Source organism: Metapseudomonas phytobenefica (genome assembly GCF_043392685.1).
Taxonomy (GTDB): Bacteria; Pseudomonadota; Gammaproteobacteria; order Pseudomonadales; family Pseudomonadaceae; genus Metapseudomonas.
This window is the reverse complement of the sequence record NZ_JBHZGM010000011.1, coordinates 15,926-41,202: the sequence shown is the minus strand read 5'-3', so window position 1 is coordinate 41,202 and position 25,277 is coordinate 15,926. Positions and strand designations below refer to the sequence as shown.

The following is a 25,277-nucleotide window of genomic DNA, read 5'->3' as shown; positions in this document are numbered from 1 at the left end:
CTGAACGTTTCAGTCCGACGGCCTGCTCAGCCAGCGCTGCATGACCCGCAGCAGGTCCGCCCGCTTGAAGGGCTTGGCCAGGTAGTCGTTCATCCCCGCGGCCAGGCAGGCTTCGCGGTCGCCCTGCAGGGCATTGGCGGTCAGGGCGATAATCGGCAGCGCGGCGCCGCCATTCATCTGGCGAATCTGGCGCGTGGCTTCGTAACCGTCGAGAACCGGCAGGCGGCAGTCCATGAGGATGGCTGCATAGTGATTGCGCGAAGCCTGATGCACCGCCTGGGCACCGTCTCCCACCAGGCTCACCTGGTAGCCGAGGCTGCGCAGCATGGCCTCGATCACGGTCTGGTTCACCGGATTGTCCTCCACCAGCAACACGTGCTGGCCGGCTCCCGCGTCCTGCCCGTGGGGCTGGTCGGCCAACGATTCCGAGCTCCGGGGGCGGAATGGCAGGGGGATCTCCAGGGTGAAGATCGACCCCGAGCCTTCATGGCTCTCGGCACGCAGGGTGCCGCCCATGCGTTCGGCCAGGGTGCGCGCGATGGGCAGCCCGAGGCCGGTGCCGCCGTAGCGGCGTGAGATCGAGTGATCGGCCTGCTGGAAGGCGTCGAACATGTGTTCCAGGCGGTCCGGGGGGATGCCGATGCCGCTGTCATGTACCGCGCAGGTGAGCCAGAGCACTTCGCTGTCCAGCGCCTGCCAGTGGGTCACCACCTTGATGCCACCTTCTTCGGTGAACTTCAGGGCATTGCCCACCAGATTGACCAGGATTTGCCGCAAGCGCGTCGGGTCACCGTGCACCTCGACCCGCTCCAGGCCTTCCTGGGTGTCCAGGGTCAGCGCCAGCCCGCGCTGCTGGGCGCTGTGCTGGAACACCTGCACCGAGCCGAGGATCAGCTCCAGCAGGTTGAAGGGGATGCGCTCCAGTTCCAGCGCGCCACGCTCGATGCGGGAGAAATCGAGGATGTCGTTGATCACCTTCAGCAGATGCTCGGTGGATTCGGTGGCCAGCGCTGCGTATTCGGCCTGTTCATCGGTCATCTCGGTGGTTTCCAGCAGCTGCAGCATGCCCAGGACGCCGTTCATGGGGGTGCGCAGTTCGTGGCTCATCATCGCCAGGAAGTCGGATTTGGCGCGGTTCGCCATTTCCGCTTCCTCGCGCGCCTTGATCAGCTGGCCCATCGCCTGCTGCTGTTCCTGGCTGGCCTGTTCGAGGCCGCTGGCGAGATTGTTGATGTGACGGCTGAGGTCGCCCAGTTCGCTGTCATCTACCACCGGCAAGCTGGCGTTGTAGTTGCCGGCCTGGATGGCCTTGACCGCATCGCCCATGGCGCTGATGGGTTGCGACAGGCCGGTGGCCAGGCGGCGGGCGAGGAGGAAGGTGAGGAGCAATGCGATCAGGGCCAGCACCGTGGCCTTGAAGAGGATTTCCTGCTGGCGGCTGCTGAAGGCATCGTTGGACATACCCACCACCACGCGGCCCAGGTAGGCGCTGTCGTTGCGGCGGCCGTCGTTCCCGGCATCGGTGCGCCGGGCCTGCGGATGGGTCTGCTGCTGGATGATGGGGGCGTGGAATATTTCCACCTGGGTGCCGCTGTTTTCCAGGCTTTCCTGCTGCTCCAGATAGACGAGGATGTTGTCGGCGCGGTCGCGCACTTCAAGGAAGCGTACGTGGGGGGTATCCAGACTGGCCTGGAGCAGGCTCTCAAGCACTCCCAGGTTGCCGGTGACCACGCCGTGTTCCGCCGCCGGGGCGAGCTGGCTGGCAATCAGCTGTCCGGTGTGGTTCAGCTCCTGGCGCAGGTCCTGCAGGCGGGCGAAGGTGAAGAAGCCGGTGAGCAGCAGGGTCAGTAGCAGTGCCGGTCCCAGGCTGATGAGCTGGGTGCGGGTATGGATGTCCCAGCGGCGCCGCAAGGTCATGGCTGCGCCGCTCCTTGGGCTGCTGGAGAGGTCGGGCGTCGTGGGGCGGGTGGGCACATCTTCCTGTTGCCTCGGTGCGGGATCATCCATGGAGCGGTTCATATGTTGGAACTTTAGTCCCGTTGCGCCCCGATGCTGGGGGAATTTTTGCTGTGTCGAGGTTGCCAGGGAACCAAGGGCTGCCCTTGACGCCAAAAGCTTCGGCATCTTAACGGAGGATGGGCGCTTTTCCAGCGCAGGGGCCTCGGTTAGAGGCTGGCTGGCAGGCGGCGCCTCCGTATAATGCGCGGATTCGCCATTCCAATGGCCTACATGGACCCGTTATGACAGAACAGCAACCCGTTGCGGTGCTCGGCGGCGGCAGCTTCGGCACCGCCATCGCCAACCTGCTGGCCGAGAACGGCCAGCGCGTGCGCCACTGGATGCGCGACCCGGAACAGGCCGAGGCGATCCGTACCCTGCGCGAGAACCCGCGCTATCTCAAGGGCGTGACCATCCTTCCCGGGGTGGAGCCGGATACCGACCTGTCCCGCGTGCTCGCCGATTGCGAACTGGTGTTCGTTGCCCTGCCGTCCAGCGCCCTGCGCAAGGTGCTGGAACCGGTGGCCGGGCAATTGGCCGGCAAGCTGCTGGTCAGCACCACCAAGGGCATCGAGGCACAGAGCTTCAAGCTGATGAGCCAGATCCTCGAAGAGGTGGCCCCGGATGCCCGCATCGGCGTGATTTCCGGCCCCAACCTGGCCAAGGAAATCGCCGACCATGCACTGACCGCCACCGTGGTCGCCAGCGAGGACGCCGAACTCTGCAAGCGCGTGCAGGCCGCCCTGCATGGCCGCACCTTCCGCGTCTATGCCAGCCAGGACCGCTTCGGCGTCGAGCTGGGCGGCGCCCTGAAGAACGTCTACGCCATCATGTCCGGCATGGCCGCCGCGCTGGACATGGGCGAAAACACCAAGAGCATGCTGATCACCCGCGCCCTGGCGGAAATGACCCGCTTCGCGGTCAAGCTGGGTGCCAATCCCATGACCTTCCTCGGCCTCGCCGGGGTGGGCGACCTGATCGTCACCTGCTCCTCGCCCAAGAGCCGCAACTACCAGGTGGGCTTTGCCCTGGGCGAAGGCTTGTCGCTGGAAGACGCCGTGGCGCGCCTGGGCGAGGTGGCCGAGGGCGTCAACACCCTCAAGGTCCTCAAGACCCGTGCCGAGGAGCTGCAGGTCTACATGCCGCTGGTCGCGGGCCTGCATGCCATCCTTTTCGAGGGACGTACGCTGGCCCAGGTGATCGAGTTGCTGATGCGCGGCGAGCCCAAGACCGACATAGACTTCATTCCAACCACCGGTTTCTAGGCCGGTACGAGATGTGCCTGCGCTCGGTCATGCTTTATTGAAAATCGGTTCGGAATGCTCATTTGCAGCCGTAAACTCGCGTGCGAGCCCAGTCTGCTTCCTCACCGATTCTTGCCTAGCCTGACCTTCGCTCGGCGACGTTCGTACAGGGCCTATGCCCCCCACCTTTCGGACAAGGAGATTCCCCATGAGTGAAGAGCGCGAAGACCTGCAGCGCGAGCACATCCTGCTGCGCGTCCTGTGGATGCTCGTTTTCGTCATCGTCTGGCAGTTGGCCGAGATCGTCCTCGGCGCCGTGGTGCTGCTGCAACTCGGCTATCGCGCGTTCTACGGCGCACCCAACGGCGGCCTGCTGTCCTTCGGCGACAGTCTCAGCCAGTACCTGGCGCAGATCGGCCGCTTCGGCACCTTCAACACCGAAGAAAAGCCCTGGCCCTTCGCCGATTGGCCCGAGGCCCGCGCGCCTCAGGGTGAAGCCGCGCACGAAGTGCCGCCGGCCGCCCACCCGGTGCGCGACGAAGAGCCCAAGCCATGAGGCTCTGGCTGCTGCGTCACGGTGAGGCCGAGCCCCGCGCCGCCACCGATGCCGAGCGCGCGCTGACCCGCCACGGCCGCAAGGATGTGCTGCAAACCGCAGCCGTGCTTGCCGGCCGGCCGCTGGGGGCGATTCTCGCCAGCCCGTATGTGCGGGCGCAGCAGACTGCCGAACTGGTCCGTGATGCCCTGGGCTTCAGAGCCGCAGTCGGGACAGTCCCCTGGCTGACTCCCGACAGCGACCCGCGGGAAGCCCTCGACTTTCTCGCCGAGCGCAGCGAACAGGACCTCCTGCTGGTCACCCACAATCCCTTTGTCAGCGATCTCGCGGGTTTCCTGATCCATGGCCATCGCCAGGAACCGCTGCCCATGGGCACCGCCAGCCTGGCCGAACTGGAGGGCGATCTGCTGGTCCCCGGCCTGATGTCCCTGCGCACTGTGCATCACGTTCGCCGTCACTGACGATTCGCAACATTTCTTAACTTGCGCCTCCTCCGGGTGCGTGGAATAGTCGACCAAGCAAGTGCTTGGTTGTCCCCCACAAAAAGAACAAAGGAGGAGGCCCTGTGGCTGATGCAGTCCGTTTGCCGCTTGACGTTTTTTTCGAGCGTGAAGCCCGTCACCCGAACAAGCGCTACCTGGTCCAGCCGCTCGGCGGTGGAAGGATCGAGGAACTGACCTGGGGGGAAGCTGGCGAGCAGGCCCGCCGGGCCGCCAGTTGGCTGCGGGGGCGCGACCTGCCCCAGGGCAGCCGTATCGCGATCATCTCCAAGAACTGCGCCCACTGGATCATCGCCGACCTCGCCATCTGGATGGCCGGCCACGTGTCCGTTCCCCTGTATCCCAACCTCACCGCCGAATCGGTCCAGCAGGTGCTGACGCATTCCGAGGCGGCGCTGGCCTTCATCGGCAAGCTCGACGATTGGCCCGCAATGGCGAGCGGCGTGCCCGAAGGCGTTCCGACCATCACTTTGCCGATCCACCCGGCGGGCGAGTTCGATTTCAGCTGGGCCGATCTGCAGGCCGTCAATCCGATCCAGGACAGCCCCCGCAGCGGCCCCGACCAGCTCGCCACCATCATCTATACCTCCGGTACTACCGGCACGCCCAAGGGCGTGATGCACAACTTCAGCAACTTCGCTTTCGCCGCCACCCACGGTATGGACCTGTTCCAGACCGGCGAGGAAGACCGCCTGCTCTCCTACCTGCCGCTGTGCCACGTGGCCGAGCGCATGTTCGTCGAAATGGGTTCGCTCTACGCCGGGCAGACGGTGTTCTTCGCCGAAAGCCTGGAAACCTTCCTCGATGACCTGCGTCGCGCCCGGCCGACCGCCATCTTCGCCGTGCCGCGGATCTGGACCAAGTTCCAGATGGGCGTCTACTCGAAGATGCCCGCGCAGAAACTCGATCGCATGCTCAGGCTGCCCATCGTCGGTCGCATCGTCGGTCGCAAGGTGCTCGCCGGCCTCGGCCTGGATGCTGTGCGCAACGCCCTGTGCGGCGCAGCGCCAGTGCCTGGGGCGCTGCTGGACTGGTACAAGCGCCTCGGCCTGGAAGTGCTGGAGGTCTACGGTATGACCGAGAACTGCGGCTACTCCCATCTGTGCCGCAAGGGCGAATTCATTCCCGGCTGGATCGGCCGCAACAGCCCTGGCGTGGAAGTCCGCATCAGCGAGGAGGGCGAAGTGCTGGTGCGCAGCGGCGCCACCATGCAGGGCTACTACAAGGACCCGACGAGGACCGCCGAGACCATCACCGAGGACGGCTACCTGCGCACCGGTGACAAGGGTGAGCAGGATGCCAGGGGCAACCTGCGCCTGACCGGGCGCATCAAGGAGATCTTCAAGACCAGCAAGGGCAAGTACGTGGCCCCGGCGCCCATCGAGAACCGCCTGGCCGTGCATCCGCGCATCGAACAGGTGTGCGTGGTAGGGGACGGCCTGCCGCAGCCGATGGCGCTTTGCGTTCTGTCCGAAGTAGGGCGGCACGAGGCGGCGAACGGCGCCCGCTTCGAACTGGAAATCAGCCTGCGGCGCCTGCTGGAAGAGGTCAACGGCGATCTCGACAAGCATGAGCGCCTGCAGGGCCTGGTGCTGGTCAAGGACGTCTGGGCGGTGGACAACGGTTTCCTCACTCCGACCCTGAAGATCAAGCGTAGCGTTGTCGAGGATGCCTATGGCAAGCGCTTCCCCGAATGGCTCGAACGCCAGGAAGCCGTCCTCTGGCACGAATGAACCCGTCTCGCCGGGACCTCGTGTCCCGGCTCCCCACCAGGAGTGACCCCATGGGCCTGTGGAACCAAACCCCGGATCTTGCGCAACTCAACGAAAACCTGAAGAACACCATCGGCGAAGGCCTGGACATCCGCTTCGAGGCCTACGACGACCAATCCCTGACCGCCAGCATGGTGGTCGACCGGCGCACCCACCAGCCCTACGGCCTGCTCCATGGCGGCGCCTCGGTAGTGCTGGCGGAAACCCTGGGTTCTACCGCCAGCTACCTGTGCATCGACAACAGCCGCTTCTACTGCGTCGGCCTGGAAGTCAACGCCAACCACCTGCGCGGCCTGCGCAGCGGCCGCGTCACCGCCGTCGCCCGACCGGTACATCTGGGCCGCACCACCCATGTCTGGGACATCCGCCTCTCCGGCGAAGACGGCAAGCCCAGCTGCATTTCGCGGCTGACCATGGCCATCGTCCCCCTCGGCGCCGAACCGCCGCGCGGGTGAGGGGTAGGAGCGAGCTTGCTCGCGAACGGTCCGAGCACGATCTTTCGCGAGCAAGCTCGCTCCTACAATGAGTTCGCCTCGCGCCCCATAGTGGATTTCCACCTTCGCCACCCGCAATTTTGTCCAAGAACCCCATCTCGCCACGGCGTAAAGTGGCGCCCATGGACCAGACCAACCACATCCCCAGCTGCCTGCCCGGCGTCCGCCTGATCGACGCCCAGTATCAGCACTTCAGCTTCCCCCGGCACTTCCACCTGGAGTACCACCTGGGGTTGCTGGTGCGCGGCCGGCAGCGCTACCTGCACCAGGGTGAAAGCCACCAGGCTGACACCGGGGATGTGCTGCTGATGGCGCCGGAACAGATCCACGACGGCGCCGGCGTCGACGGGCAGGGCTACCAGCTCCGCGTGCTGGCCTTCGATCCGCAGTGGCTGGACGACGCCAGCCGCAGCCTCAGCGACGACCGCCAGGGCGCGCCGCGCCTGACCACCAGCATCCTGCGCGACGCCACCCTGCGCGCTCAGTTGCAGGAGCTGCACGCCGCGCTGGCCCAGGGATCGCCGCTGGAGCAGGAGAGCCAGCTCTGGCCGACCCTGGCCAACCTGCTGGCGCAAGGCTCCACCTTGCGCATCCGCGAGCCGGAGCAGGGCTTCGATGCCCGCACCTGGGCGCGCTTGCGGGAATGGCTGGAGTCGCGCCTGGATTCGCCGCCCTCGCTGGAGGAACTGGCCGCCTTCTGCGACCTCAGCCCCTGGCAGGCATTGCGGCGCTTCAACCGCCAGTGCGGGTTGCCGCCCCACCAGTGGCTGACCCAGCTGCGCCTGGAGCGGGCCCTGCCACGGGTACTGCGCGGCGAGAACCTGAGCGAAATCGCCCTGGACCTGGGCTTCTACGACCAGGCGCACTTCTCGCGGCTGTTCCGCCGCACCTACGGCGTGCCACCGGCCCGACTGCGAAGCCGCTGATCCGCCGCTGACACCGACTTCCCACGATCCTGGAGAACTTTCCATGCAGGAGACTTCCGTCTTGCTGTCGCTGGCGGCCGTGTTCGCCGCCGCCCTGGTCAGCCCCGGCCCCGATGTCGCGCTGGTGGTGCGCACCGCGGTGCACCAGGGCCGCCGCGCCGGCCTGCTCAGCGCCCTTGGGCTGGCCTGCGGCATCCTCGTCCACGGCACCCTGGTGCTCACCGGCGTGGCGCTGCTGCTGAGCCGCTCGCCACTGCTGTTCGACCTGCTGCAATTGCTCGGCGCGAGCTACCTCGGCTGGCTCGGCGTCGGCGCGGTGCGGGCCTGGTTCCAGCGCGGGGAGGGCGGGAACGGACGCCTGGACGGTGCACTGCCGCCCTCGCTGCTGGGGCCCTGGTTGCGCGGCCTGGCCACCAACCTGTTCAACCCCAAGGCGCTGGTGTTCTTCCTCGCGCTGCTGTCGGGGCTGGTTCCGGCGGATATGTCGGTCGCCGGCAAACTCGGCGCCGCCGCCATCCTCTTCGGCATGGGCCTGGCCTGGTTCAGCCTGCTGGGACTCGCGCTCACCCGCGACAACGCCCGGCAGCACCTGTTGCGCATCGCGCCGGCCATCGACCTCGCCTGCGGCCTGGTGTTCCTGCTGGTGGCCCTGGGCCTGGTCGCGCGGCTGCTGGCACCCGGCTTTTGGCAATAGCGCCATCATCACTGGCGGTTACAGTCATTGCCGCGCTTGCGGGGCTGCCGGAGAATCTCCGGCATTCCCCGACGAGCCGAACGCCATGTCGCACACCATCTTCTTCGCCCATGCCAACGGTTTTCCTTCGGCCACCTACGGCAAGCTGTTCTCCGCCCTGGCGCCGGACTTCCGCGTCGAGCACCTGGAGCAGCACGGCCATGATCCGCGCTTCCCGGTGAACGACAATTGGGAAAACCTGGTGGACGAACTCATCCACCACCTGCAAGGGCGCGACGAGCCGGTGTGGGGGCTGGGGCATTCCCTCGGCGGCGTGCTGCATTACCACGCGGCACTGCGCCGGCCCGACCTCTATCGCGGTGTGGTGATGCTGGATTCGCCGGTGCTGACCCTGGCCGACCGCATCGTCATCCGTGCCGCCAAGCGCTTCGGCTTCATCGACCGCATCACGCCCGCCGGCCGCACCCTCGGCCGTCGTGAAGAGTTCGGCGATTTCAGCGAGGCCCGTGACTACTTCGCCGGCAAGACGCTGTTCCGCCGTTTCGACCCCGACTGCCTGGATGCCTACGTCCGCCACGGCCTGGCGCGCCAGGGAGAATCCCTGCGGCTGAAGTTCGACGCCGCCACCGAAATCAGCATCTACCGCAGCGTGCCTCATCGCATTCCGGGCAAGCCGCGGCAGCTCAAGGTGCCCCTGGCACTGGTGCGCGGGCGCCACAGCAACGTGGTGCTGCCGCACCATGCGCGGCTGGTCAAACGGGTGCCGCAGGGCCAGTTCCTGACCGTGCCGGGCGGGCACATGTTTCCCCTGGAACGCCCGCAGGAAACCGCTGAACTGCTCAAATCCGTATTCGGCCGCTGGGACGGCCACAGCCAGGAGGCCAGCCCATGACTGTCCAGGTCCAGGAAATCCGCCTCAACCTGCCCCATATCGAACTGGCCGCGCACCTCTACGGACCGGAAGACGGCCAGCCGGTAATCGCCCTGCACGGCTGGCTGGACAACGCCAACAGCTTTGCCCGCCTGGCGCCGCGCCTGCCGGGGCTGCGCATCGTCGCCCTGGATTTCGCCGGCCACGGGTTGTCCGCCCACCGTGCGCCGGGCGCCAGTTACCTGCTGTGGGATTACGCCGCCGACGTGCTGATGGTGGCCGAACAGCTGGGTTGGGAGCGCTTCTCCCTGTTGGGCCACTCCATGGGCGCCATCGTCTCGGTGATGCTGGCCGGTGCCATGCCCGAGCGGGTCGAGCGCCTGGCCCTGATCGACGGCCTGATCCCCTACACCGGTGAGGCCGAGCAGTCCCCGGCCAAGCTGGGCGAGGCGCTGCGCGCGCAGCTCGCCCTGGCGGGCAAGCGCAAGCCGGTCTACGCGGCTATCGATCGCGCGGTCGAGGCGCGTATGCGCGGCACGGGCGGGGTCAGCCGCGAGGCCGCCGAGCTGCTTGCCGAACGTGGCCTGATGCCCGTGTCCGGGGGCTATACCTGGCGCACCGACAGTCGCCTGACGTTGCCGTCGCCACTGCGCCTCACCCGTGCCCATGCCCTGGCTTTCGCCCAGGCCGTGAAGTGCCCGGCCATGCTGGTGCTGGCCGAACAGGGCCTGCTGCACACCGAGCCCAGGTTCGCGGGGCTGCTTGCCGGGCTGGCGATAGAGGTTCGCCGCCTGCCCGGCAAGCATCACCTGCACCTGGACGATGAGGCCGGCGCGCAGGCCGTAGCAGACTGTTTCAATCCCTTCTTCGCCGTTCCTTGACTTGCACCCGCCAACCGGGAAGGCTGGCGGCTTTTGGTCAGGGAACAGCAGGATGGTCGACCTGTTCGCCGCCGTTGCGCAGGGGGCGCCTTCGGTAGGGTGCGGCAGGAAAAGACCGGAAAGCTGGTCCAGACTGCTCACTTCAGGACATATCGTTAAGGATGCGCATGCGCCTCACCCTTCTTGCCGGCGTGCTGCTGGCAGCATCCGCCCAGGCCGCCGACCTGCCCGATAGCCACGACCTGGCGGCGCTGCCGCGCTTTCCCCATGCAGAGATCACCGATTTCCACGAGAGCCCGGACCAGGAGCGGGTCTACCCGCAGAGCGCCATCCGCCGCATCAGCAACCGGCTGCGCATGGAGCACAAGGTCGAAGCCGAAGGCCGGCAGACCTCGGTGACCTACCGCCTGCCCGCCGATCACAGCTCGAACGAAGCCTTCGACCGTGCCCGCAGGGACCTGCTGAAAGGCGGCGCCGAGCTGCTCTACTGGTGCCAGGGGCGCGACTGCGGCTCCAGCAGCCTCTGGGCCAATGCCATCTTCGGCAACTCCAAGCTGTATGGCCCGGATGACCAGCAGGCCTATCTCCTGCTGCGCCTGGCCGCCCCCCGCCAGGACAGCCTCCTGGCTCTCTACAGCATCACCCGAGGCAACCGCAGGGCCTATCTGCATGCCGAGCAGCTCGACGCCAATGCTCCCCTGGGTGAACTGCTGCCCACCCCCGACACCCTGATGCGTGAACTCAAGAGCAGCGGCGAGCTGCACCTGGCGCGCCTGCCCGACCAGCCTTCCGACGCCTGGGCGACCTTGCTGGGGCGCTGCCTGAACCTCGACAGCACCCTGCGCATCAGCCTGGCTGGCGCCGCTGCCGAAGCCTGGCGCGAAGCGCTGGTGGGGAAGGGGGTGCGCGCCGCGCGGCTGGAGCTGGGCGAGAACAGGGAGCCCGGCCTGCACCTCAATCTGCTGCGCTGAGAAACCCGAGGCAGCAGTCTCTATGCTTGTGACTGCCACGCGCACATTGCGTGATGGCAGCTCGGCCCTTTCTTCCTGATCGCCGGAGTGACCCTGGGATGTTCAACAACGACCGACTACTGGTGCAGATCCTCCTGCTCGCCTTGCTCGGTGCCAGCCTCTGGGTGCTCGCGCCCTTCGTCTCGGCGCTGTTCTGGGCCGCGGTGCTGGCGTTTGCCAGCTGGCCGCTGATGCGGCTGCTGAGCAGTGCTCTGAAAGGACGCGAATCCACCGCCGCCGCATTGCTCACGGCAGGCTGGATGCTGCTGGTGGCGTTGCCGCTGGTGTGGCTGGTCGGCAACCTGGCCGAGCATGTACGCGGCGCCACCGAGCTGGTGAAGAACGTCCAGGTCGAGGGCCTGCCACCGCCGCCGGAATGGCTGCATCAGGTGCCGCTGCTGGGGGACCGGCTGGAGCGCGCCTGGCACTCCATCGATGCCCAGGGGGCCGCATTCTTCGCTAGCCTCAAGCCCTACATGGGGCAGGCCGGCAACTGGGTATTGGCGCGTACCGCACAGATCGGTGGCGGTATGGTCGAGCTGGTGCTCAGCCTGGTGCTGGTGTTCTTCTTCTATCGCGATGGCCCGCGCATGGCGCTGTTCGTCGAGAAGGCGCTGGAGCGCCTGATCGGCGATCGCGCCGAGCATTACCTGAATCTGGTGGCCGGCACCGTGCAACGGGTGGTCAACGGCGTGATCGGCACCGCCGCCGCCCAGGGACTGCTGGCACTGATCGGCTTCTGGATCGCCGGCGTGCCCGGCGCCATGGTGCTGGGCATCGTCACCTTCGCCTTGAGCCTGATCCCCATGGGCCCGCCCCTGGTCTGGGTGCCTGCCACCGCCTGGCTGGTCTGGCATGGCGACTACGGCTATGCGGTGTTCCTCGGCATCTGGGGCATGTTCGTCATCAGCGGCGTGGACAACGTACTCAAGCCCTATCTCATCAGCCGCGGCGGCAACCTGCCGCTGGTGGTGGTGCTGCTGGGCGTGTTCGGCGGCATCCTCGCTTTCGGCTTCATGGGCCTGTTCCTTGGCCCGACCCTGCTGGCGGTGGCCTACAGCCTGATTTCCGACTGGATCGGCCATGCACAACCGCAGCTGGTGGTTCCGCCCGAGGCCAAGGAGCAGGAAAACCCGCCGACCTGAGGGACGCGTCCCGGCCCTGTGCCGTCGGACGCGCGGCGCGCGTCCAGTGCTGCATGGGCGCGCAGGCGCTCTCCCATCGGAAGGACCGGCATGCAGCAGTTGTTGAACGAAATCCTCGACGAAGTCCGCCCCCTGATCGGCCAGGGCAAGGTCGCCAGTTACATTCCCGCGCTGTCCTGTGTCAGTGCGGACCAGCTCGGCATCGCCGTCTACAGCAATGACGGCGAGCTGTACTACGCCGGCGATGGCCTGACGCCGTTTTCCATCCAGAGCATTTCCAAGGTCTTCAGCCTGGTGCAGGCCATTCAGCATTCGGGCGAGGACATCTGGCTGCGCCTGGGCCACGAGCCCTCGGGCCAGCCGTTCAACTCGCTGGTGCAGCTGGAGTTCGAGCGCGGCGTACCCCGCAACCCCTTCATCAATGCCGGCGCTCTGGTGATCTGCGACATCAACCAGTCGCGCTTCGCCGCGCCGTCGCTGTCCATGCGTGATTTCGTCCGGCGGCTGTCCGGCAATTCCCATGTGGTGTCGGATGAAGTGGTGGCGCGTTCGGAGTACCAGCACCGCGCACGCAATGCCGCCATGGCTTACCTGATGCAGTCCTTCGGCAACTTCCACAACGATGTGGAGGCGGTGCTGCACAGCTACTTCCACCACTGCGCCATCCGCATGAGCTGCGCCGACCTGGCCCTGGCGTTCAGCTTCCTCGCCAACAACGGCGTCAGTCCCCACAGCGGCGAGCTTGTCCTCACGCCGCGCCAGGCCAGGCAGGTGAACGCCATCATGGCCACCAGCGGCCTCTACGACGAAGCCGGCAACTTCGCCTACCGCGTCGGCCTGCCGGGCAAGAGCGGAGTAGGGGGCGGCATCGTCGCGGTGGTGCCGGGGCGCTTCACCGTCTGCGTCTGGTCACCGGAACTCAACGAAGCGGGCAATTCCCTGGCCGGCATGGCGGCGCTGGAGAAGCTGTCGCAGCGGATTGGCTGGTCGATTTTCTAGCGCTTCGGCTGCTTGGCACGGCCAAAAACTGTTGGGGGCGAATTCATTCGCTAACCGGACCGAAGGTTCGGCCATCGACGCTCAGGGGCAACTGCGTTGCCCTCAGCGAATGAATTCGCCCCCACAAGGCTTACCGCCCCTCAATTCCCCTGCTCGTAGCGCTCCAGGGTTTCCCGGGCGATCTGCCGGCCCAGCTGGATCAGCTCCGGCGCCTTGTAGAACTCGAAGAAGCGGCACACGCGCTTGGGCACGTTGATCAGGATGTCCGGCGGGTAGCCGGCGATCTTGTACTGGGCGAGCGAGGTCTGCATCACCTCGAAACTCTGGTTCACCAGGTCCAGCAGGGACGCGGGGCCAATGTTGGCCACGACGTGCGAGCCACTGGCGGACCTGGGCGCGCCGTGGGTTTCCGGGGCGGCGACCGGCTGCTGCATCTGCGGCGCCACGTCCTCCAGCCAGGGGTTGCCGCCGGGCAGGCTCTCCGGGTCGAGCGTGTCGTGGGCCTCCGGGCCGCGCTTGAGGAAAGGCAGGCGTGAACCGAGGGAGGCCATCAGCGCGTCGATGCGGCCCTTGATCGCCGGCGGCCGTTCGATCACCGGCAGCTGGTACTCGCGCTGGGTGGTGGCGTTGAGGTTGACGGCGATGATCAGGTCGCAATGGCTGGAGACCACAGGGATGATCGGCAGCGGATTGAGCAGGCCGCCATCCACCAGCATGCGGCTGCCCTGGACCACCGGGGTGAACAGGCTGGGAATGGCCGCCGAGGCCCGCATGGCCTGATGCAGGCAGCCTTCCTGGAACCAGATTTCCTGCTGGTTGGTGAGATCGGTGGCCACCGCCGTGTAGGGGATGGAGAGCGCTTCGATATTGATTTCGCCGACGATCTCGCGAATGCGCCCGAACACCTTCTCGCCGCGAATGGCGCCCAGGCGGAAGCTCACATCGAGCAGGCGCAGCACGTCGAGGTAGTCGAGGCTTTCGGTCCAGTCGCGATAGTCCTGCAGCTTGCCGGCGGCGTAGATGCCGCCTACCACGGCGCCCATGGAGCAGCCGGCGATGCAGGCGATTTCATAGCCACGCGCTTCGATTTCCTCGATGACCCCAATGTGCGCGTAGCCCCGCGCGCCTCCTGATCCCAACACCAGTGCCACGCGTTTTCTCATGCGCAAATCCCTCGTGAGTGGAGTTGACGATACGCCCGCACCAGGGCCGCCGCCAAGGCGCACTGTCTTCTGGCACGGGCCGGTTGTCGGTACATGTCGACCAGTAGACGGAGTTGAATCTTCCCGGTACCGAACCGTCTACCGAGAAACTAGACTCTGTCGATCTACAACAAAGGAGTTATATCGATGAAAGCCTGGATCAGCCTGCCTCTGATCGCCCTTGTGTTAGCTGGATGCGCCGGCAAGACGGCCTATCGCGACGATTGCGCGAACCAGCTCGACGCGGCCTGGAAGGAACTGGACCTGGCCAAGGCCGAAGGCTTTTCCGGCGCCGTGAGCTATTCCAAGGCGCTGAGCCTGCTCACCGCCGCCAAGACCGAGCAGCAGTTCGAGGCCTTCGAGGGCTGCACCGAGAAGGCCGAGAAGGCTCGCTTCTACATCCGCGAGTCGCGCGCCGGGCGCTGACCGCTCTCGCCCGTGGAGTTTCAGGCCCCGCGGGTGGACGCCCTGTACTGATGGGGCGTGATCCCTTTCCAGCGCTTGAAGGCATGGATGAAGTTCGAAACTTCGCCGTAGCCCAGGCGCTCGGCAATTTCTTCCAGGCGCAGCGCCGTGGAGCCCAGCAATTCTTCGGCCAGCGCGCCCAGCACCTCTTCCTGCAATTGCCGGAAGCTGGTCCCTTCCGCCGCCAGCTTGCGCCGCAAGGTGCGCGAGGTCATGTGCAGCGCCTGCGCCAGGCGCTCCATGTCCGGCAGTTGCCCCGGCCGGGCCAGCAACAGGTCGCGCACGCGTCCGGCGAGGCCCGCACGCTGCTGGCGGCGGGCCAGGATGATCCTGCACTGTTCCTCGCAATGCCGGGCCACCTGCGGGTTGGCACCGGGCAGGGGGAGGTCGAGCAGGGAACGGGGAAACACGATGCAGTTGTCGTCCGCACCGAAGCGTGGGGTCACTCCCAGCAGTTCGCGCCAGGGGGCGACGTCGTCGGGCGGAGGAATGCGGAAACGGGCGCGGAGCACCGGTAGCTCGGTATTGACCAGGTCGCGGTGCACGCTGAGGGCGCCGGAAACATCGCGCTCCAGCAGGAAGCTGCGCAGGTCTTCGGGCGGCGCCTGCTCTTCCAGGATCAGCCAGGCTTCGTCGTCTCGCTCTTCCAGCCGCATGCTGTGGAAGGCGTAGGTCAGGTCCAGGTAGCGCAGGCCCAGTTGCACCGCACTGCGGTAGGTGGCGCTGCTCAGCAGGGCGAATCCCCAGATGCCGTAGGTGTTCAGGCGATAGCGCCGTCCGGCCTGCAGGCCCACTCCGGGGCGCTGGCCAAGGAGGCGGGAAAGATTGCGCAGCAGTTCCAGTTCCTGGCCGGCTTCCACCTCGGCGCCGGGGTCGCCGAGCAGGCGCCAGTCCAGCCCGGTGCCGGCCAGACACTGTTCCAGGCTGAGGCCCTGGTCGAGGCCGAACTGGGTCATCAATTGCACGCTGATGGCACTGCGCCGGGGGGATCGGGGGGCGGGCATCGGTGGTCTCTGTGGGTTGTCCGAAAATCACAATTTACTGTCCGACTATGCCATAACACGCGGCTGCCGGCCGAACTAGGATTCTTCCCACTGCGCAGACCGTCGTGCCCGCGCGGGACCATCCATGGGAGATAACAATGACCAACAGTTCCCAGCCTGGCGCGTCCGTGCACGTGCTGATCATCGGCGCCGGTTTCGGCGGCCTGGGCCTGGCCATCCAGCTGCAGAAAGCCGGCATCCAGGACTTCCTCATCCTGGAGAAGGGCAGCGATGTCGGCGGCACCTGGCGCGACAACCATTACCCCGGTGCGGCCTGCGACGTGCCCTCGCACCTCTATTCCTTTTCCTTCGAGCCCAAGGCCGACTGGTCGCGCAAGTTCGCCCCGCAGGCGGAAATCTTCGCCTACCAGCGCCACTGCGCCGACAAGTACGGCCTGCGCCGGCACATCCGTTTCGGTTGCGAGGTGGAAGGCGCCGAGTTCGACGAACCCAGCGGCACCTGGCAGGTGTGGACCCGCAACGGCGAGCGTTATCGCGCCAGGGCGCTGGTCAGCGCCTGCGGCCAGTTGAATCGCCCGGCCTGGCCACGCATCCCCGGGCTGGATGGCTTCAAGGGTGAGCTGTTCCATTCGGCAGGCTGGAAGCATGACTACCCGCTGGACGGGAAGCGGGTGGCGGTGATCGGCACCGGGGCCAGTGCCATCCAGTTCGTTCCGCAGATCGCCCCGAAAGTCGCCAGGCTGACCCTGTTCCAGCGCTCGGCGGCCTATGTGATTCCCAAGCCGGACCGCGCCTACCGCGCCTGGGAGCTTGCGCTGATGCGGCGCCTGCCGTGGTTGCAGAAGGTGGACCGGCTGCTCAAGTACATCCAGCACGAATCGCGGGCCCTGGCGTTCACGGTGATCCCGCCGCTGATGAAGCTGATGCAGTTGCGCTTTCGCCGGCATCTGGCACGGGGCATCGCCGACCCCGCGCTGCGCCGGCGCCTGCTGCCGGACTACCCGATGGGCTGCAAGCGCATCCTGATCTCCAATGATTTCTATCCGGCACTGGCGCGGCCCAATGTGGAGGTGATCGATGACGGGATCGGCGAAATCACCGAGAACGCCGTGATGACCCGCGACGGGCAGCGCCACGAGGTGGATGCCATCATCCTCGGCACCGGCTTCGCCGCCACGGACTTCCTCGCCCCCATGAGCATCCGCGGGCTGGGCGGGCGTGACCTGAACCAGGCCTGGCAAGCGGGCGCCGAGGCCTATCTCGGGGTCAGCGTCAGCGGTTTCCCGAACCTGTTCATCCTCTATGGCCCCAACACCAACCTTGGGCACAACTCCATCCTCTACATGCTGGAAAGCCAGTTCCGCTACGTACTCGACGGTATCCGGGCGTTGCAGGGGCTACGCTATCTCGACCTCAAGCCCGAGGTGCAGCAGCGTTTCAACCAGCGGTTGCAAAGGGATGTGCGCCGAACCATCTGGGAGCAAGGCTGCAACAGTTGGTACAAGACCGCCGACGACCGCAACACCAACAACTGGCCGGGATTCACCTTCAGCTACCGTCAACAGACCCGTCGCCTGGAGCTGGACCTCTATGAATGCACCCGTTGAATTCACCGCCCCCGAGCCCGGCCAGCCGCTGTTGCGCGCGACCTTGCGCGGCGCCCTGCGCCTGCTGTTCCGTGGCCTGATGCGGCCACCGCTGCCTGTTCCGCTGCAGCGGCTGCTGTTGCGCCTGCTCACCGCCAGTACCCTGGCGCCCCGAGGGGTGAAACGGGAAGCGGGCGAACTGGGCGGTCGCCCCTGCGAATGGCATCGGCCCCCGGGCGGTAGCCATGTGGTGCTGCTCTACCTCCACGGCGGCGCCTTTATCACTGGCTCACCGGCCACCCACCGCGCCATCACCGCCAGCCTGGCCCGGCGCGCGGGAATTGCGGTGTGCGCCCTGGACTATCGCCTGGCGCCGGAACACCGCTTTCCGGCGGCCCGCGAGGATGTCGTGGCCGCCTACCGCGAGCTGCTGGAAGCCGGCTACCCGGCGTCACGCATCGTTATCGGCGGCGATTCGGTCGGTGGCAGCCTGACTCTGCTCAGCGCGCTGGAGATCCGTCGCCTGGGCCTGCCGCAACCGGCGGGGCTGGTCTGCTTCTCGCCGGTGACCGATCTCAGCGGCACCGCGTTGTACAATCCGCCGGCGGGCGACCCGCTGATCCACCCGGCCTGGGTGGCGCATGGGGTGGACCTTTATTGCCCGCCAGACCTGGACCGTCGCGATCCGGCGCTGTCGCCGCTGTTCGCCGATCTGTCGGGGCTCGCGCCCATGCTGGTGCAGGTGGCCGAGGACGAAGTCCTGCGCGATGACAGCCTGCGCCTTGCCGAACGGGTGAGGGCGGCCGGCGGCTGGGTGCGGCTGGAGCGCTATCCGGGGCTCTGGCACGTGTTCCAGGCCCACACCGGCGTGCTGCGTCGGGCCGACGAGGCATTGGCCAGCGCCGCGGATTTCATCTGCCGGCACGTGGAAACGGAGGCATGACATGCACAACATCCTGATCACCGGCGCCGCCTCCGGCATCGGCGCTGCGACGGCACGTTTGTTCCACGACCGTGGCTGGAGGGTGGGGCTGGTGGACCGCGACGCCGAGGCCCTGGCTACCCAGGCCTCCGCCCTGGGTGACGTCTGGCACCAGGCGCTGGATGTGACTGACCTGGCCGCCGTCGAAGCCGCCCTGGCGGACTTCTGCGGTCGTCACGACGGTCAGTTGCGCCTGCTGTTCAACTGCGCAGGCGTGCTGCGCTTCGGCCAGTTCGAGGAAATCGACATGGCCGAGCACGCGCGCATCCTCACCATCAACGTACTGGGACTGGTGCAGGTGACCCACGCAGCATTCCCCTACCTCAAGGCCACCCGTGGCGCCCAGGTGATCAACATGGGCTCCGCCTCGGGTGTTTACGGCACGCCGCACATGGCCAGCTATTCGGCCTCGAAGTTCGCGGTGCGCGGCTTCACCGAGGCGCTGGAACTGGAGTGGCGCCGCCACTGCATTCGTGTAGGCGACCTGATGCCGCCCTTCGTGCGCACGCCGATGGTCAGCAGCCAGCACTTCGAACCGCCCGTGTTGCGTCGCCTCGGGGTGAAACTCAACGCCGAGGATATCGCCGAAGCCGCCTGGCAACAGGCCCATGGCGCTGCGGTGCACCGGCCGGTGAGCTGGCTGTTCCGGCTGATGTATGGCGCGGGGCAGGTATCTCCGGCCTGGGTGAACCGGGGGATCATGAAGCTGCTGAGCGGTGCCTGATCGAATGGGACGGTCCGACCAAACGGAAGGCCAATGCAATGACGCGAGAGGCCGGACCGCCGCCTGTCGCTACTTTTGTGACAATTTGTCCAGCTTTCCGGCAGACCCGGCGTGGTGACGCTACCCTGCAAAATGAAAGCGCAAAGATCACTCGACGAGTGAATCAATGGCCGGGTCCGCGCGGGGCCCGGTCGGGGGGCTGGTGTTGTGTCAGCAGCGCTGGCCCTGGGGCGGCACCGCATGGTGTCGCGAAGCCGTGTTCACCGGCTTCTCGGAAACAGCGGAAAAGCGGAACTCTCATCCATCGCTAAGAGGAGGTCGTATCATGAGCACAGCCTTCCACGATGATGTCAGCAGCAATCTGTTGCGCCGCATGAAAGAGGGCGGTTTCGATTTTGCCCGAGTTCATCCGATCGAGTTTTACGCCATCTTCCCCGACGAGGACCGGGCACGGTTGGCGGCGAAGAATTTTCGTGGTGAGTCATTGAATGCCCAGGTGTCGGTTCGCGCCGACGGGGCCTGGCATTTGCAGGTGAGCAAGGTGATGTACGCCACCCATGCGGGGATCGGTGATTTCGAGCACGACCTGGAGGCCCTGGTGGTCCCGCTCGGCGGTGTGCTCGATGGCTGGGGCGTGACCCAGGAAGTCGGCGTCAAGCAACCTTGAGGCCATCCCGGTTCGCGGCGGCCCACCTGCTGCGAACCGGGCATTCCGGACAATGATCCGGGCGGTTTTTCTCCTTCCCCTGCCATACCTGTTCCCTGCAGGTACTTACGCTTGCCCGACTCGACCTCGGCATGGCCTTTGCCTCAGACTTCCGCTGACGGAGGGGACCCATGACCGACATCCTGATTCTTACCCACGCGGATTTCTGTGCACCCGGCCACCTGGCCGACGTCCTGAATCGTGAGCAGCGCGACTTCACCGTACTGCGCACGGACCTGGGCGAACTGGATGGCTACGACCTCGATCAGCCGAGGGCTGTGGCCATCATGGGCGGGCCCATGAGCGTGAATGACCCGTTGCCCTGGATCAGCGCGGAAATCGACGCCTTGCGTCACTTCATCGCGCGCGACGTGCCCATGATCGGCCACTGCCTGGGCGGCCAGTTGCTGGCCCGCGCCCTGGATGCCCCGGTGCATCGCATGCCCTACACCGAGATCGGCTGGCAGCCGCTGGAAAAGCGTGCCCTGGCGACCGACAACCCCTGGCTGGCGCACCTGCCGCAGACGTTCTCCATCTACCAGTGGCACAGCGATACCTTCGACCTGCCCGAAGGCGCCCAGTGGCTGATGGACAGCCCCTGGTGTCCCAACCAGGGCTTCTCCTGGGGCGACAAGGTTCTGGCCCTGCAGGGCCATCCGGAGATGACCGAGGATCTGGTGCAGAGTTGGTTGACCGACTGGGCGCACCTGCTGGACGAAACCCAGCCCAGCCAGCAGGCCAGGGCAAAGATGCTGGAAGACCTGCCGACGAAGGTAAAGGCGCTGAACCACGTGGCGGAAGGCTTCTATCGGCGCTGGCTGGATCTGGCGTTCGGTTAGTCCGGCCGTGGCCTTTTTCTGTGGGGGCGAATTCATTCGCTAACCGGACCGAAGGTTCGGCCATCGAGATTCCAAGGGGGCAGCTGCGCTGCCCTTAGCGAATGAATTCGCCCCCACAATGCTCCTGCGCTAATGCTTGATCATCACATGCCGCACCACGGTGTAATCCTCCAGTCCGTACATGGACAGGTCCTTGCCGTAGCCGGACTGCTTGAAGCCGCCGTGGGGCATTTCGCTGGTGAGCATGAAATGGGTGTTGATCCAGGTGCAGCCGTACTGCAGGCGCGAAGCCACGGCGGCGGCGCGACCCACGTCGCGGGTCCAGACCGATGAGGCCAGGCCGTAGTCGGAATCGTTGGCCCAGCGCACCGCCTCGTCTGCATCGCTGAAAGGCGTGACCGTCACCACTGGGCCGAACACTTCGCGGCGCACGATCTCGTCGTCCTGGCTGGCATGGGCCACCACCGTCGGTTCGTAGAAGAAGCCGCTGCCGGCCACCGGCTTGCCGCCCGTGGCGATGCGGATATGGGGCAGGGCGCTGGCGCGCTCGACGAAGCCGGCTACGCGTTCGCGCTGGCTCTGGGTGATCAGCGGGCCAAGCTCGGTGGCCGGATCGTTCTGCAGGCCGGTCTTGAGGCTGGACACGGCGCTGGCCAGGTCGGCCACGAAGTTGTCGTAGATCTTCTTGCCGGCGTAGATGCGGCAGGCCGCGGTGCAGTCCTGCCCGGCGTTGTAGAAGCCGAAGGTGCGGATGCCGGCCACCACGTCAGCGAGGTCGGCATCGTCGAAGACGATCACCGGCGCCTTGCCGCCCAGTTCCATATGGGTGCGTTTCACGCTTTCCGCGGCGCTACGGATGATGGCCTTGCCGGTGCCCACCGAGCCGGTCAGCGACACCATGCGCACCAGCGGATGCGACACCAGCGGGCTGCCCACGCTGGGGCCACGGCCGAGCACGATGTTCACCACGCCCGGCGGCAGTAGCTCGGCGATGAACTCGGCCAGGCGCAGGGCGGTCAGCGGCGTCTGCTCCGAGGGCTTGAGCACCACGGTATTGCCGGCGGCCAGGGCCGGGCCGAGCTTCCAGGCGGCCATCATCAGCGGGTAGTTCCAGGGCGCAATCGAGGCGATCACCCCCACCGGGTCGCGGCGGATCATGGAGGTGAAGCCCGGCAGGTATTCGCCGGCGGCGGAGCCGGTGAGGCAGCGGCTGGCGCCGGCGAAGAAGCGGAACACGTCGGCGATGGCCGGGATCTCGTCATTCAGTGCGGCGGCATAGGGTTTGCCGCAGTTGTCGGACTCCAGTTTCGCCAGCTCTTCGGCGTGGCCTTCGATCTTGTCCGCCAGCTTCAGCAGCAGGGTGGCGCGGTCGCGCGGCGAGGTCTGGGCCCAGCCTTCGAAGGCTGCGTCGGCGGCACGCACGGCGGCGTCTACCTGGGCCTCGCTGGCCTCGGGGATTTTCACCAGCACGGCGCCGGTGGCGGGGTTGAGGACGTCCAGGGCCTCGCCTTCGCCGGCGGCGAACTGGCCGTTGATGAGGAGTTTGGTTTGCATGATGGAAGTCCTCCGTTTTGTTCCCGTTCCCTGAAGGGGCGACCGGCCAGGGGAGGGTTGGGAGAGGGCTGCGGGCTCGCCGGCAGCCACGTGTTCTGGATCTGGCTTGGCTACCCTCTCCCCCGGCCCCTCTCCCTGAAGGGCGAGGGGAGGGGACCGTGCGGGAGGGGAATATCGTTACTTCCCGCCCCCGGCCACCGACTCGGTGCCTCGTGTCAGGTAGTAGGCGCCGAGGATGGGCAGCATGGTGGCCAGCATCACCAGCAGCGCCACCACGTTGGTCACCGGGACGTCACGCGGGCGGCTGAGCTGGCTGAGCAGCCAGAGCGGCAGGGTCTGTTCGTGGCCGGCGGTGAAGGTGGTGACGATGATTTCGTCGAACGACAGCGCGAAGGCCAGCATGCCGCCTGCCAGCAGCGCGGTGGCGATGTTCGGCAGGATGATGTAGCGGAAGGTCTGCCAGCCGTCCGCTCCCAGGTCCATCGAGGCTTCGATGAGGCTGTGGGAGGTGCGGCGCAAGCGTGCGATCACGTTGTTGTAGACGATCACCACGCAGAAGGTGGCGTGGCCGACGACGATGGTGAACATGCCCGGTTCGATGCCGAGGGTCTTGAACGCCGAAAGCAGGGCGATGCCGGTGATGATGCCGGGCAGGGCGATGGGCAGGATCAGCATCAGGGTGATGCTCTCCTTGCCGAAAAAGCTGCGGCGGTACAGCGCGGCGGCGGCCAGGGTGCCGAGCACCATGGCCAGGGCGGTGGCCAGGCAGGCGACCTTCAGGGACAGGACGATGGCCTGCAACACGTCCTCGCGGCCGCCCACCACGGAAAACCATTCCAGGGTGAAGCCCTGCAACGGGAAGCTGTAGGACGACTCCTCGGTGTTGAAGGCGTAGAGCAGGATCACCAGGATCGGGAAATGCAGGAATGCCAGCCCGCCCCAGGCCGCCAGGCGCAGGCCCCAGGACGCTTTCTCAGAGTGCATCGAAGGCCCCCAGCCGCTTGGCGATGGACAGGTAGATGGCGATCAGCACGATGGGCACCAGGGTGAAGGCCGCCGCCAGCGGGACATTGCCCACCGAGCCCTGCTGCACGTAGACCATGGTGCCGATGAACAGGCCGCTGGGTCCCACCAACTGCGGAATGATGAAGTCGCCCAGGGTCAGGCTGAAGGTGAAGATCGAACCAGCCACGACGCCGGGGAAGGCCAGCGGCAGGATTACGTGGATGAAGGTCTGGCGCGGGTGCGCGCCGAGGTCCGCCGAGGCTTGCAGCAGCGACGGTGGCAGGCGCTCCAGGGAGGCCTGGATCGGCAGGATCATGAACGGCAGCCAGATGTAGGTGAACACCAGGAAGCGTCCGAGGTGCGACGTGGACAGGGTATTGCCGCCGACGCCGGGAACCGTGAGCAGGCTGCCCAGCAGGCTGTCCAGGTGCAGCTGCTGGATCAGCCAGTAGAAGATCCCGCCCTTGGCCAGGATCACTGTCCAGGCATAGGCCTTGACGATGTAGCTGGCCCACATGGGCATCATCACCGCGATGTAGAAGAAGGCCTTCTCCCGCGGCGAAGCGAAGTGCGCCATGTAGTAGGCGATGGGGAAGGCAAGGACCGCGCTGGCCAGGCTCACGGCGATGGCCATGGTCAGGGTGCGCAGGATGATGTCGTAGTTGGCCGGGTTGAACAGGGCGGCGTAGTTGGCCAGGGTCAGCTCTGGCGTCACCGCCATGGTGAAGTCGTCGAAGGTGTAGAAGCTCTGCCAGAGCAGAGCGAACAGCGAGCCGATGTAGACGACGCCGAACCACAGCAGCGGCGGGGTCAGGAGCAGCAGCAGGTAGAGCGTCGAGCGCCGGTAGAGCAGGTTGGAGAGTCCCCGCAGCGGACCGCTCTGATGGCTGGCGATGACGGCGCTCATGGCCTACTCGCTGAGCGCGACCATCGCGCTTCTGGCCCAGCAGACCTGTACCTGCTGGCCGGGTTGCGGGCGTGCGACGTCCGGCTCCTCGCCGTTGGGCAGGCTCACCGCCAGGCGCCCGCCGCCCTCCAGGTTGAGTTCATAGCGGCTGTTGGCGCCGAGGTATTGCACGTCCAGCACCGTGCCGCTGACTTGCAGCTCGCCGTTGCTGGCGCTGCCGAAGCGCACATGCTCCGGGCGCAGGGAGAAGGCCCCGGCGGTGCCGGTTAGGCGTTGGGCGAGGTCGCCATGGAGCACGTTGGCGGTGCCGACGAATTCGGCGACGAAGCGGGTGGTCGGTTTGCGATAGAGGTTCTGCGGGCTGTCCACCTGTTCGATGCGGCCCTTGTTGAATACCGCCACGCGGTCGGACATGGACAGCGCCTCGCCCTGGTCGTGGGTGACGAAGATGAAGGTGATGCCGAGCTGGCGCTGCAGCTTCTTCAGCTCCACCTGCATCTGTTCGCGCAGCTTGAGGTCCAGCGCGCCCAGGGGTTCGTCCAGCAGCAGGACACGGGGTCGATTGATCAGCGCGCGGGCCAGGGCCACGCGCTGGCGCTGGCCGCCGGACAGCTGCGCCGGTTTGCGCTCGCCGTAGCCGGGCAGGGCGACCATCCCCAGGGCCTCATCGGCACGGGCCAGGCGCTCGGCCTTGGCCACACCTTTTACCTTGAGGCCATAGGCGACGTTGTCGCGCACGTTCATGTGCGGGAACAGCGCGTAGTCCTGAAACACCGTGTTCACGTCGCGCTCGTAAGGCGGCAGGCCAGCCGCCTCTTCACCGTGGATGCGGATGGAGCCCGAGGTGGGCTGCTCGAAACCTGCGATCAGGCGCAGGCAGGTGGTCTTGCCCGAACCCGAAGGGCCGAGCATGGAGAAGAACTCGCCGTCGCGAATCTCGATGGACACCCGGTCGACGGCCTTCACATCGCCGTAGTGGCGGCAGACATCGGTGAACTGGACGGCTGTGGTCATGTTCGGGCTCCGACGTGGAGGCTCTCTCCCTCCAGCAGAGGGCTAGGGGGGAGGGCAAACAGCGTGTGCTGCCGGGCTACCCTCTCCCCCGGGCCCCTCTCCCGCAAGCGGGAGAGGGAGGTTTCATCGTGCTACGGGCTGGACTGAGCGAGCGGCCTGAGGGCAAGGCGCCCCGCAGCGAGGCGCGAGACATACCTCC

25 protein-coding genes are annotated in these 25,277 nt (G+C 66.5%); 18 read left to right on the top strand and 7 right to left on the bottom strand.

The annotated features are described in order from the left end of the window. Positions 1–9: 9 nt before the first annotated feature. Complete coding sequence (locus tag ACFW0B_RS11410) at positions 10–1,917, bottom strand: hybrid sensor histidine kinase/response regulator (RefSeq protein ID WP_449148126.1); 1,908 nt, start codon at positions 1,915–1,917, stop codon at positions 10–12. A 323-nt stretch (positions 1,918–2,240) separates the two neighbouring features. Between ACFW0B_RS11410 and ACFW0B_RS11405 the strand changes: the two genes are divergently transcribed. From ACFW0B_RS11405 to glsB, 12 genes are all read left to right on the top strand, one after another. Then, positions 2,241–3,263: an NAD(P)H-dependent glycerol-3-phosphate dehydrogenase gene (locus ACFW0B_RS11405; protein ID WP_449148124.1), complete on the top strand. Its 1,023-nt coding sequence runs from the start codon at positions 2,241–2,243 to the stop codon at positions 3,261–3,263. Between the two features lie 187 nt (positions 3,264–3,450). Beyond that, entirely contained in the window at positions 3,451–3,798 is a 348-nt protein-coding gene (locus ACFW0B_RS11400) for a DUF4389 domain-containing protein (RefSeq protein ID WP_449148122.1), read from the top strand. Further along, a complete protein-coding gene (sixA, locus tag ACFW0B_RS11395) occupies positions 3,795–4,259 on the top strand; it encodes a phosphohistidine phosphatase SixA (protein WP_449148120.1) in 465 nt (154 codons plus the stop codon). Before ACFW0B_RS11400 ends, sixA begins: the two co-directional genes overlap by 4 nt. 104 nt (positions 4,260–4,363) lie before the next feature. After that, the gene (locus ACFW0B_RS11390) at positions 4,364–6,031 is read left to right on the top strand and encodes an AMP-binding protein (protein WP_449148118.1); all 1,668 of its coding nucleotides are present in this window, start codon (positions 4,364–4,366) and stop codon (positions 6,029–6,031) included. Positions 6,032–6,081: 50 nt separating this feature from the next. Continuing rightward, a complete protein-coding gene (locus ACFW0B_RS11385) occupies positions 6,082–6,525 on the top strand; it encodes a hotdog fold thioesterase (protein ID WP_449148116.1) in 444 nt (147 codons plus the stop codon). 161 nt (positions 6,526–6,686) lie between these two features. Beyond that, positions 6,687–7,490, top strand: a complete 804-nt coding sequence (locus tag ACFW0B_RS11380; RefSeq protein ID WP_449148114.1) for an AraC family ligand binding domain-containing protein — start codon at positions 6,687–6,689, stop codon at positions 7,488–7,490. A gap of 43 nt (positions 7,491–7,533) precedes the next feature. After that, positions 7,534–8,184, top strand: coding sequence for a LysE family translocator (locus ACFW0B_RS11375; protein ID WP_449148112.1), 651 nt, complete (start codon positions 7,534–7,536; stop codon positions 8,182–8,184). 85 nt (positions 8,185–8,269) lie between these two features. Further along, complete coding sequence (locus ACFW0B_RS11370) at positions 8,270–9,076, top strand: alpha/beta fold hydrolase (protein ID WP_449148110.1); 807 nt, start codon at positions 8,270–8,272, stop codon at positions 9,074–9,076. Continuing rightward, entirely contained in the window at positions 9,073–9,936 is an 864-nt protein-coding gene (locus ACFW0B_RS11365; RefSeq protein WP_449148108.1) for an alpha/beta hydrolase, read from the top strand. The genes ACFW0B_RS11370 and ACFW0B_RS11365 overlap by 4 nt, the downstream gene beginning before the upstream one ends. Positions 9,937–10,097: 161 nt before the next feature. Then, the gene (locus tag ACFW0B_RS11360; protein WP_449148106.1) at positions 10,098–10,907 is read left to right on the top strand and encodes a DUF4892 domain-containing protein; all 810 of its coding nucleotides are present in this window, start codon (positions 10,098–10,100) and stop codon (positions 10,905–10,907) included. Positions 10,908–11,005: 98 nt separating this feature from the next. Beyond that, positions 11,006–12,091, top strand: a complete 1,086-nt coding sequence (locus ACFW0B_RS11355) for an AI-2E family transporter (RefSeq protein ID WP_449148104.1) — start codon at positions 11,006–11,008, stop codon at positions 12,089–12,091. Positions 12,092–12,181: 90 nt separating this feature from the next. Then, positions 12,182–13,090, top strand: a complete 909-nt coding sequence (gene glsB, locus ACFW0B_RS11350; protein ID WP_449148102.1) for a glutaminase B — start codon at positions 12,182–12,184, stop codon at positions 13,088–13,090. A gap of 140 nt (positions 13,091–13,230) precedes the next feature. Here glsB and ACFW0B_RS11345 read toward each other — a convergent pair whose 3' ends face one another. After that, positions 13,231–14,253 carry a patatin-like phospholipase family protein gene (locus ACFW0B_RS11345; protein ID WP_449148100.1) on the bottom strand — a complete coding sequence of 341 codons (1,023 nt, stop codon included), beginning with the start codon at positions 14,251–14,253 and terminating at the stop codon, positions 13,231–13,233. 186 nt (positions 14,254–14,439) lie between these two features. Here ACFW0B_RS11345 and ACFW0B_RS11340 point away from each other — a divergent pair, with 186 nt between their 5' ends. Then, positions 14,440–14,718, top strand: coding sequence for a hypothetical protein (locus ACFW0B_RS11340; RefSeq protein WP_449148098.1), 279 nt, complete (start codon positions 14,440–14,442; stop codon positions 14,716–14,718). A 20-nt stretch (positions 14,719–14,738) separates the two neighbouring features. On the opposite strand, the gene ACFW0B_RS11335 is transcribed toward ACFW0B_RS11340, so the two are convergent. Further along, positions 14,739–15,761, bottom strand: a complete 1,023-nt coding sequence (locus ACFW0B_RS11335; protein WP_449148096.1) for an AraC family transcriptional regulator — start codon at positions 15,759–15,761, stop codon at positions 14,739–14,741. Positions 15,762–15,898: 137 nt separating this feature from the next. Between ACFW0B_RS11335 and ACFW0B_RS11330 the strand changes: the two genes are divergently transcribed. From ACFW0B_RS11330 to ACFW0B_RS11310, 5 genes are all read left to right on the top strand, one after another. Then, positions 15,899–17,368: a flavin-containing monooxygenase gene (locus ACFW0B_RS11330; RefSeq protein ID WP_449148094.1), complete on the top strand. Its 1,470-nt coding sequence runs from the start codon at positions 15,899–15,901 to the stop codon at positions 17,366–17,368. After that, positions 17,352–18,290, top strand: a complete 939-nt coding sequence (locus tag ACFW0B_RS11325) for an alpha/beta hydrolase (protein WP_449148092.1) — start codon at positions 17,352–17,354, stop codon at positions 18,288–18,290. The genes ACFW0B_RS11330 and ACFW0B_RS11325 overlap by 17 nt, the downstream gene beginning before the upstream one ends. Before the next feature lies 1 nt (position 18,291). Then, positions 18,292–19,053, top strand: a complete 762-nt coding sequence (locus ACFW0B_RS11320; RefSeq protein ID WP_449148090.1) for an SDR family oxidoreductase — start codon at positions 18,292–18,294, stop codon at positions 19,051–19,053. Between the two features lie 325 nt (positions 19,054–19,378). Beyond that, entirely contained in the window at positions 19,379–19,720 is a 342-nt protein-coding gene (locus ACFW0B_RS11315) for a ribonuclease E inhibitor RraB (protein WP_151133107.1), read from the top strand. A gap of 170 nt (positions 19,721–19,890) precedes the next feature. After that, positions 19,891–20,598 carry a type 1 glutamine amidotransferase gene (locus tag ACFW0B_RS11310; RefSeq protein ID WP_449148088.1) on the top strand — a complete coding sequence of 236 codons (708 nt, stop codon included), beginning with the start codon at positions 19,891–19,893 and terminating at the stop codon, positions 20,596–20,598. Positions 20,599–20,727: 129 nt separating this feature from the next. Here ACFW0B_RS11310 and ACFW0B_RS11305 read toward each other — a convergent pair whose 3' ends face one another. From ACFW0B_RS11305 to ACFW0B_RS11290, 4 genes are all read right to left on the bottom strand, one after another. Continuing rightward, on the bottom strand, positions 20,728–22,152 hold the full coding sequence (locus ACFW0B_RS11305) for a gamma-aminobutyraldehyde dehydrogenase (protein ID WP_449148086.1): 1,425 nt from the start codon (positions 22,150–22,152) through the stop codon (positions 20,728–20,730). A gap of 177 nt (positions 22,153–22,329) precedes the next feature. Continuing rightward, positions 22,330–23,136, bottom strand: coding sequence for an ABC transporter permease (locus ACFW0B_RS11300; RefSeq protein WP_449148084.1), 807 nt, complete (start codon positions 23,134–23,136; stop codon positions 22,330–22,332). Next, positions 23,126–24,064, bottom strand: a complete 939-nt coding sequence (locus tag ACFW0B_RS11295; protein ID WP_449148082.1) for an ABC transporter permease — start codon at positions 24,062–24,064, stop codon at positions 23,126–23,128. Before ACFW0B_RS11295 ends, ACFW0B_RS11300 begins: the two co-directional genes overlap by 11 nt. Positions 24,065–24,067: 3 nt before the next feature. Next, entirely contained in the window at positions 24,068–25,078 is a 1,011-nt protein-coding gene (locus ACFW0B_RS11290) for an ABC transporter ATP-binding protein (protein ID WP_449148080.1), read from the bottom strand. Positions 25,079–25,277: the final 199 nt, after the last annotated feature.